Below are 6,642 nucleotides of genomic sequence, written 5' to 3'. Positions count from 1 at the left end.
CGCACTGGTACGCACGCCGGCCGCCGACCGGCGGCTGGCGGCCCCGGGTTACAGCCACCGGCGGCCTGGCCGCCGTCGACGGGGAGGGCGACGCCGGTGACGAACGGGGCATTCTCGAGGTAGGTCACCGCGTCGACGATGTCGCTCACCTCACCCATCCGGCCGACCGGGTGCAGGCCGGCCAGCGTCTCGTGGAACTCCTCGGAGTGCATGGGGGTCTTGATGATGCCCAGGGCGACGGCGTTGGATCGGATGCCGCGCGTGGCGTACTCAATGGCCAGCGCCCTGGTGGCGGACTGCAGGCCACCCTTGGTCAACGAGGCGAGTACGGAGGTCACGTTGGAGTCGGGCTGGTCGCCCAGGCTGCTCGTGATCTGCACGATGTGACCGCCGCCCTGCTCGAGCATGCGCTCGACCGCGAGCTGGGTGATACGGAAGAAGCCGTCCATGTTCACGCCGAGCACCGCGTCGTAATCGTCCTCGGTGTAGTCGGTGAACGGCTTGGCGATGAAGATTCCTGCGTTGTTGACCAGTGTGTCGATGCGGCCGAATCGCTCGACGCCCGCAGCGATGACGCGCTCTGCAGTGGCGCGGTCGGAGATGTCGCCCTGGACGGTGAGGACGTCCGCGTCCTGCGACTCGGCAATGCTGCGGGAGGTGGCAACGACGGCGTAGCCCAGCTTGCGGTAGGCGGTGACAAGCCCGGCTCCGATGCCCTGCGACGCACCGGTGATGACAGCGACCTTCTGATCCTGCGTGCTCATGATGACCTTTTCGACGGGGATGGGAGTGTCGACCGAGAACTAGCTGACCGGTCACCTATAAAGGTAGACGACCGGTCGAGAAACTTCAAAGGGTTCAGGTCACGCAGTGATCCGGCAGGCCCGGCTCAGAGCCAGGGGCCAACCGAGCCCCCTGCCGCGTACGTACGGGGCGCCCACGGAATACGTCAGCGTCGACAACGTTTCCTGGACGTCATCAACACGGACGGCCGGTCGGTTTGCCTGCGACTGTGGTCGCCACACACAAGCACCGCCATGCGCCCACAACCGCCTGGTCGTACTCCTGCAACCCGCACCTGAAGACGCCCCGCGCTCCCGAGCGCCCCGCAGAGAAGGAGAAGGGTCATGAAGGAGTTCCTGGTCGAGCTCACCACCACCATCCCCGAGGGCACCGACCCGGCCGAGGTCGACCGCCGCCGCGCCGCGGAAGCCGTACGGGCCAGGGAGCTGGCTGCCGCCGGTCGCCTGGTGCGGCTGGGGCGCCCGGTGGGTGAGCTGCGCAGCATCGGTGTGTGGCGCGCCGCCGACGAGGACGAGCTGCGCGAGAAGGTGCTCGCCACCCTGCCGCTCTGGTCGTGGATGACTCCCGTGATCACGGCCCTGGAGTCCCACCCCAACGACCCGGGCAAGGCCGACCTCGACACTTGATCGCACCGCCGCACCGCCGCACCGCCGCACCGCCGCATCGCCGCACCGCCGTTCACCCGACCCCGACCCCGTTCACGGTCACCGCGGAGTCTCAAGGAACACACCGTGCGCGCAGCCGATCCTGGCTTGTCGTCAGCGAACGGGTTTCCTGCACCTGGCGGGCGGTGGTCGCCGCGGGTGAGATCGAACCGTCAGGGTCAGCGGGGCGTGAGCACCATCCGGAAGCGGGCGGCGCCGGACATCATCTTCTGGTAGGCCTCGTCGGCCTGGTCCAGCGGCACGATTTCGATCGTCGGGCGGATTCCGTGCAGGGCACTGAACGCCATGGTGTCCTGCACGTCCTGCGCGCTGCCGGACGGGTGCCCGCGAACGACCAAGCCGCCCATGAGCAGTTGGGTCGGGCTGATTCCCAGCGGCTCGGCGTCCGCGCCGATGACCACCAGCTCGCCGCGGTGGGACAGCCCGTCCACCGTCGCCGTGATGGCCTTGGAGTTGGCGGCGGTGGCCAGAACGGCCTTGGCGCCGCCGAGGGACTTCAGCGCGTCGGCGACGGAGGTGTCCGCGGTGCTGTCGATGTAGTGGTGCGCACCGAGCTGTCTGGCGAAGTCGGCCTTGTCGGCGCCGCGGGCGATGGCTACGGTCTCGAAGCCCATGGCGGCCGCGTACTGCACGCCCAGGTGGCCGAGGCCCCCGATGCCGAGGACGGCGACCAGGTCGCCGGGCCGTGCGGAGCTGCGTCGCAGGCCGTTGTACGTCGTCACCCCGGCACAGGCCATAGGTGCCGCGTCGGTCGCCTCGAGCGTGTCGGGGATCCGGGCCAGGGCGTCGGCCGGTGCGATCACCGTCTCGGCGAAGCCTCCGTCGTATGCCCATCCGGGGACCTTCAGGTTCTCGCACACAATGAAGTCGCCCTGTCTGCAGGGCGTGCAGTGGCCGCAGCTGCCGCCGAACCAGCCCACCGCCACCCGGTCGCCGACCTGCCAGCCGCGGCTTTGCGTCTCCTCGCCGAGTTCGTCGATGCGCCCGGCGATCTCATGCCCGGGGACCAGCGGAAACCGGACCCCCGGCAACAGAGCGCCGACAAAGAAGGCGTCGCTGTGGCAGATCCCGCAGGCGTCCACGGCGATCCGCACGTGGCCGGGGCCCGGCTTCGGGGCCTCACGCTCGACGATCGCCAACGGACCGCCGGCGGCGGCCACCTGAGCAGCTCGGTAAGTGCTCATCCGGACCTCTCCCGGGTACTACTGGGAACGGCCCCCGGTACCATCAGATCATGTCCGGCCCCGTCGCGCGCGCGGGCGGGGGGCCAGGTCCTGCCGAGCTTTACCGCGGAACTCCTTCGCGTACTGGATGGGCCGATGGTCTCCAGGCCGATGTCGTCGGTACGCGGCCGTGCTTCCGTGAAGGCTGCGCCGTCCGACGGAACGCCGCCGCGTTGAGAGCGTGCGGTCATCGTTGCCAAAGCCTGTTGAGATGCCGCCGAATGTTGGGGGAGAGTCTGTGGGTATGGAGTTCTTCTGTTACCACCGCGATCGGCCCGGCTCCGTCGAGTTGCGCGACGAACTGCTGGAAGACCACTGGTCCTACATGGACGGGTATGCGGCGGAGATGATCGCTCGCGGCCCGACCTTCGCCGGCGACGGCGATACGCCCACCGGCAGCGTGCACATCGTCGACCTGCCAGATCCCGCTGCCGCCCGCGCGTTCGCCTTCGACGAGCCCAACTACCAGGCCGGCGTGTACCGGGACGTGCTGCTGCGCCGGTGGCGCAACGTGCTGGGGCGCACGATGTGGGACTTCCCTGGTGGCCGGACTGGCGGCAACCGGTATCTGGTGCTCGGCCTCGGCTCGGGGCAGGCCGCCGACCTCGACGTCCCGCCCGACCGGGACGAGCTGATCGCGTACGGGCCGCTGCTGTCCGACGACGACACCACCTGGCTGGGTACGGCGGCGCTGGTCCGGGCCGCGGACCCCGACACGGCACGCGCCGTCCTGACCCCGGACCGGTACGCCGAAATCGAGGTCCACGACTGGGAGTTCGGCGGGCGGCGGTAACGAAGTTCCGGTAGGGCACGAGGGCCTTCCCGTCGCCGGGCGTAGATATCGCAATCCACACCCAGGCCGGAAGGCTCTCGCTCATTTCAAGATCCCTCAGCCGAGACCTGCCTCACCCGCCCTCAGTCGGCCACCCTGAGTGTTCAGTTGGCGAGGAGCCGACACAAAGAGGATCATGGTGAGATGACTGATCGTCCATCCTCCACATTGCCAACCGTGGTGCGGCTCGCGGACTATGCGAAGACCGACCAGATCGAAATCCTCGGCGACAGTGCGGATCCCTTCGGCGTCGCAGACGCCGAGTTGACGTGGCTGCCCAAGAAGGATCATTTCGGTATCAGGCACCAGGGCCGCCTTGTCGCACACGCCGGTCTGCTGCAGCTACCCATATCGATCGGCGGGGTCGGCACACAGGTGGTGGGCGTCGGCGGGGTGGCTGTCGCCCCGGATATGCGGGGGCACGGACTGGCGCGGTTGGTCGTATCGGCGGCCCTGGACCACGCACGGACGATGGGGCCGCAGCACGCGATTCTCTTCTGCCGACCACCCCTCGTGCCGCTCTACCAGCGACTCGGCTGGCAAACGCTTGAGCAGGATGTTCACGTCGAACAACCCGACGGATTCGTGATCATGCCGCTGCGTACCATGTGGACCCCACTGCGCGGCGGTGCGAATTGGCCTGTTGGAGCGGTACGCCTGCTCTCGCTCCCCATGTGATGACTCCGGTGAGTGCCGTCCCCGGACCGACGTGTGCGGATCCCCCGTCGACAGTCCGGCGGCCGGATGCGTCCGGCACGCCAACTGTCAGTGCCGGCACGCAGAATGGCAGCGTGATCCAGACGCTTCCGCTGGCCCTGCCGGGCACGCTGGTGGACCTCCACCGCATCGACTTGACCGCGCTCTACTCCAAGGGCTGGGGTGTCCAGGCCTACGATGTCGCGGCCGCACCGAACGGTGACGTGTACGCGCTGTACGGGGTGCACCGGTACACCTACGGAGTGGCCGACGACGAACAGGACCCGGCGACAATCAACTTCGGGTTTCGGATCATCACCCGGTACTCCGCGGACGGTGAGTTGCTGGCGAGCGCGCTGTGCTGCCCGTCCCACGACGACAAGAACGCCTCGGCCGTGGCCAACGGCAAGTGGGCGCCCGTCAACTGGCACTGGACCCAGACGCCCTCACCTGTCCATCGGCTCTGACCACCCGCGCCATCGGCCCCCGAAGCCACCAGCAGCACACCGGCGCGACCGGTCAGGACTGCCGGCTGCGCGCCCGCTTGGCGGCAAAGACGACGTGGCGGCGGGTCACCCGAGCGCACTCGTGCCAGAACGGTATGGCGGTCAGGTACGCGCCGAGTGCGGAGAGGATGCCGAGGGAGACATCCACGCTGAGGCGCCCTTGCTCGGCCCAGTAGACGTCCTGCAGATCGAGGAGCAGGGCGAACTCGTCGGCGATGAGGGCGGTTCCCGCGCCGTAGGCGGCGGCGATGGCGGGGTGGCCCACGGCGCGCTCGTCGCCGCGTACGGCGATGAGGCCGATGCCGGCGAGGGTGCCGATGCCGAGGTTGTAGTGGTGCAGGTGCTGGCCGCCGGCGGAGATGTTGCCCCAGGGCAGCCATCCACCGCGGATGCCGTGGGTGATGATCCGTACGGTTCCCCAAGTGACGCCGAAGGCGACCCACGTCACGATCAGTGATCTCTTCGTGGGAGTGAGGTGGTGGCTTGCCGATTCGCGCCAGCGTGCGATGAGCCGCGACCGCTTCGGCTTCCGGGAGGTGTCATTGCCCATGGGGATGACTTTCCGGACTCGGGGCAACGATGCCGGTGTTCTGCTGCACGGCGCCGTCGGTCGGAGTGCGTGAGTCCGTTGCGACAGGATAAGTCCGAACCGCATCGGCGAGGGCGTCCATACAGCTGTGGCAGTAGTCCTCACGGTCGCACAGCCCGTCTTGTGCCGACGGCGCTTTGCCGATGAATATCCGAGCGCACAGGGCGTTGCCGTCGCCGTCCAGGGCATGCCACAGGAGCCCGGTGCCGGTCATCGTCGCTATGTGTTCGGCGCACATGTTGTACATCGGCCACCTCCCACTCGCACGGCGTTGCGGTCCAGCTCAATGAGAAGCCCACGTCATTCAAGTGGCCACTCAAACGCTCCGAACGGGTGAATCGCGAGGCCGGGGAGGTCCGGGCCTCCAGGTGTGAGGCGACTTCACCCCAGCGGCCGCTCCCTCGTCACCCTCACGGCTTACGCTCGCCCTCCCCACGAGTTTCACGCCCGCTGGGCTCTGAGGAGGATCTCCCTCACGACCTCGGACTTCGCGTCAGCGTAGTTCTGCACGTACTTCCAGTTCTTCGCTGCGAGCTCGCGCTTCGTCCGAGCGTAGAGCTCACGATCGGAGTCGTTTATGCGCAGCCAGTCGCGGAAGGCGAGCATTCGGTCGACCTCTTCGCAGCCCTGCGGGAATACGTGGAGGTTCACCGGCGGGTTGAGCCCACGCAGCATCCGGTGCTCGTACCAGTCCGGCTCACGGATGCACAGGACGTATCCGGCGGTCTCCAACTGGGGGACGTAAGCTGCCTCTTGGACCGTGTCCGCGACGACGAGGCTGATGTCGATGAGCGGTTTGGCCGGCATTCCCGGGACCGAGGTCGAACCGACGTGGTCGATCTGCAGAACCGCCTCGCCAAGAGCGCCGTGGATCTGCTCCGCCGCCCGCTCGAACCACGCGGGCCACGCGGGATCATAGTCGGCGATCACGATTCTTCGGTAGGGCGGCTGCATGTCACCGACTGTGGCGTCCTGGAGCTGCTCCTCGTCCATGCTCATAGGTTACTTTTCCATGCCCGTATACGGGGCTGCAAAGATCTCCTTGAGGAAACCTGACTGCCTGAACGATCGGCAAGGGCCCATGAGGATTCTGGGCTGACGCCACCGCCGTATGCGCCGCGCCGCCGCCTCGCGAGGAGGCTGTCCGTCCACAGCGGACGACAAAAAGCAAAGGCAAGGAGATCCCGCTCCTTGCCACTCTCAACTTATAGCGCACCGGGGGGCTTGCGGCAAAGGGCTGTCCCGTAATCCCCGGTGGATCAGCGCGCGGCGTCAGATGCGGTGCATCGCAAGGCGGAGGGTCGTCCTCATACTGGGCGTATTCGGG

9 protein-coding genes are annotated in these 6,642 nt (G+C 67.8%); 4 read left to right on the top strand and 5 right to left on the bottom strand.

Annotation, left to right across the window (positions count from 1 at the left end):
- Positions 1-764 (bottom strand): SDR family NAD(P)-dependent oxidoreductase (locus tag ACWGI8_RS36465; protein ID WP_453667691.1); only part of this gene is annotated, 764 nt, incomplete at its 3' end.
- A 363-nt stretch (positions 765-1,127) separates the two neighbouring features.
- Here ACWGI8_RS36465 and ACWGI8_RS36460 point away from each other — a divergent pair.
- Positions 1,128-1,430: a muconolactone Delta-isomerase family protein gene (locus ACWGI8_RS36460; RefSeq protein ID WP_453667689.1), complete on the top strand. Its 303-nt coding sequence runs from the start codon at positions 1,128-1,130 to the stop codon at positions 1,428-1,430.
- Between the two features lie 197 nt (positions 1,431-1,627).
- Here the strand turns inward: ACWGI8_RS36460 and ACWGI8_RS36455 are convergent, their stop codons facing one another.
- Positions 1,628-2,653 (bottom strand): alcohol dehydrogenase, encoded by a 1,026-nt coding sequence (locus ACWGI8_RS36455; RefSeq protein ID WP_453667687.1) that lies wholly within the window; start codon positions 2,651-2,653, stop codon positions 1,628-1,630.
- A gap of 283 nt (positions 2,654-2,936) precedes the next feature.
- Here ACWGI8_RS36455 and ACWGI8_RS36450 point away from each other — a divergent pair, with 283 nt between their 5' ends.
- The 3 genes from ACWGI8_RS36450 to ACWGI8_RS36440 all read left to right on the top strand — a co-directional run bounded on the left by ACWGI8_RS36450 (position 2,937) and on the right by ACWGI8_RS36440 (position 4,687).
- A complete protein-coding gene (locus ACWGI8_RS36450; RefSeq protein ID WP_453667685.1) occupies positions 2,937-3,485 on the top strand; it encodes a YciI family protein in 549 nt (182 codons plus the stop codon).
- Between the two features lie 183 nt (positions 3,486-3,668).
- Positions 3,669-4,202: a GNAT family N-acetyltransferase gene (locus ACWGI8_RS36445; RefSeq protein ID WP_453667684.1), complete on the top strand. Its 534-nt coding sequence runs from the start codon at positions 3,669-3,671 to the stop codon at positions 4,200-4,202.
- 113 nt (positions 4,203-4,315) lie between these two features.
- Positions 4,316-4,687, top strand: coding sequence for a hypothetical protein (locus ACWGI8_RS36440; RefSeq protein ID WP_453667682.1), 372 nt, complete (start codon positions 4,316-4,318; stop codon positions 4,685-4,687).
- 52 nt (positions 4,688-4,739) lie between these two features.
- Here the strand turns inward: ACWGI8_RS36440 and ACWGI8_RS36435 are convergent, their stop codons facing one another.
- The 3 genes from ACWGI8_RS36435 to ACWGI8_RS36425 form a co-directional block, all read right to left on the bottom strand.
- On the bottom strand, positions 4,740-5,276 hold the full coding sequence (locus ACWGI8_RS36435) for a hypothetical protein (RefSeq protein WP_453667681.1): 537 nt from the start codon (positions 5,274-5,276) through the stop codon (positions 4,740-4,742).
- Positions 5,266-5,562: a hypothetical protein gene (locus ACWGI8_RS36430; protein WP_453667679.1), complete on the bottom strand. Its 297-nt coding sequence runs from the start codon at positions 5,560-5,562 to the stop codon at positions 5,266-5,268. The genes ACWGI8_RS36435 and ACWGI8_RS36430 overlap by 11 nt, the downstream gene beginning before the upstream one ends.
- 194 nt (positions 5,563-5,756) lie before the next feature.
- The gene (locus ACWGI8_RS36425; protein ID WP_453667677.1) at positions 5,757-6,308 is read right to left on the bottom strand and encodes a GrpB family protein; all 552 of its coding nucleotides are present in this window, start codon (positions 6,306-6,308) and stop codon (positions 5,757-5,759) included.
- Between the last annotated feature and the right edge of the window lie 334 nt (positions 6,309-6,642).

The organism is Streptomyces sp. NPDC054841, from assembly GCF_053611045.1.
The sequence above is the reverse complement of the archived record's forward strand: the minus strand, read 5'-3'. Positions and strand labels throughout refer to the sequence as shown.

Bases quoted from the DNA above. Each gene is read 5' to 3' on its own strand.
- ACWGI8_RS36460 (WP_453667689.1), top strand. From the start codon at position 1,128: ATGAAGGAGTTCCTGGTCGAGCTCACCACCACCATCCCCGAGGGCACC.
- ACWGI8_RS36455 (WP_453667687.1), bottom strand. From the start codon at position 2,653: ATGAGCACTTACCGAGCTGCTCAGGTGGCCGCCGCCGGCGGTCCGTTG.
- ACWGI8_RS36450 (WP_453667685.1), top strand. From the start codon at position 2,937: ATGGAGTTCTTCTGTTACCACCGCGATCGGCCCGGCTCCGTCGAGTTG.
- ACWGI8_RS36445 (WP_453667684.1), top strand. From the start codon at position 3,669: ATGACTGATCGTCCATCCTCCACATTGCCAACCGTGGTGCGGCTCGCG.
- ACWGI8_RS36435 (WP_453667681.1), bottom strand. From the start codon at position 5,276: ATGGGCAATGACACCTCCCGGAAGCCGAAGCGGTCGCGGCTCATCGCA.
- ACWGI8_RS36430 (WP_453667679.1), bottom strand. From the start codon at position 5,562: ATGTACAACATGTGCGCCGAACACATAGCGACGATGACCGGCACCGGG.
- ACWGI8_RS36425 (WP_453667677.1), bottom strand. From the start codon at position 6,308: ATGGACGAGGAGCAGCTCCAGGACGCCACAGTCGGTGACATGCAGCCG.